Source organism: Caballeronia sp. M23-90, assembly GCF_053574605.1.
Map to the genome: position 1 here is coordinate 1 of NZ_JBSIPA010001074.1, position 253 is coordinate 253.

A 253-nucleotide genomic window follows, 5' to 3' on the forward strand; every position below is an offset into this window, starting at 1 on the left:
CGGTCGCACCGGACCTGCTGCAACGAGACTTCTCTCCCGCGCGTCCCGACCAGGTCTGGACTACGGACATCACGTACATCTGGACGGACGAGGGTTGGCTGTTTCTGACCGTCATTCTCGACCTGTTCAGCCGTCAGGTGGTGGGCTGGTCGATGCAGCCGCACATGCGCACGGAGCTGGTGTCTGATGCGCTGCGTATGGCGTGGTTTCGCCGCCGTCCGCAAGCGGGCCTGATCCTCCACAGTGACCGTGG

At 64.0% G+C, this 253-nt stretch carries 1 protein-coding gene; it reads left to right on the forward strand.

Going from position 1 to position 253, the window contains the following annotated elements:
* A partial coding sequence (locus ACRXB1_RS37870; protein ID WP_449494994.1) for a DDE-type integrase/transposase/recombinase occupies positions 1-253 on the forward strand: 253 nt, incomplete at both ends.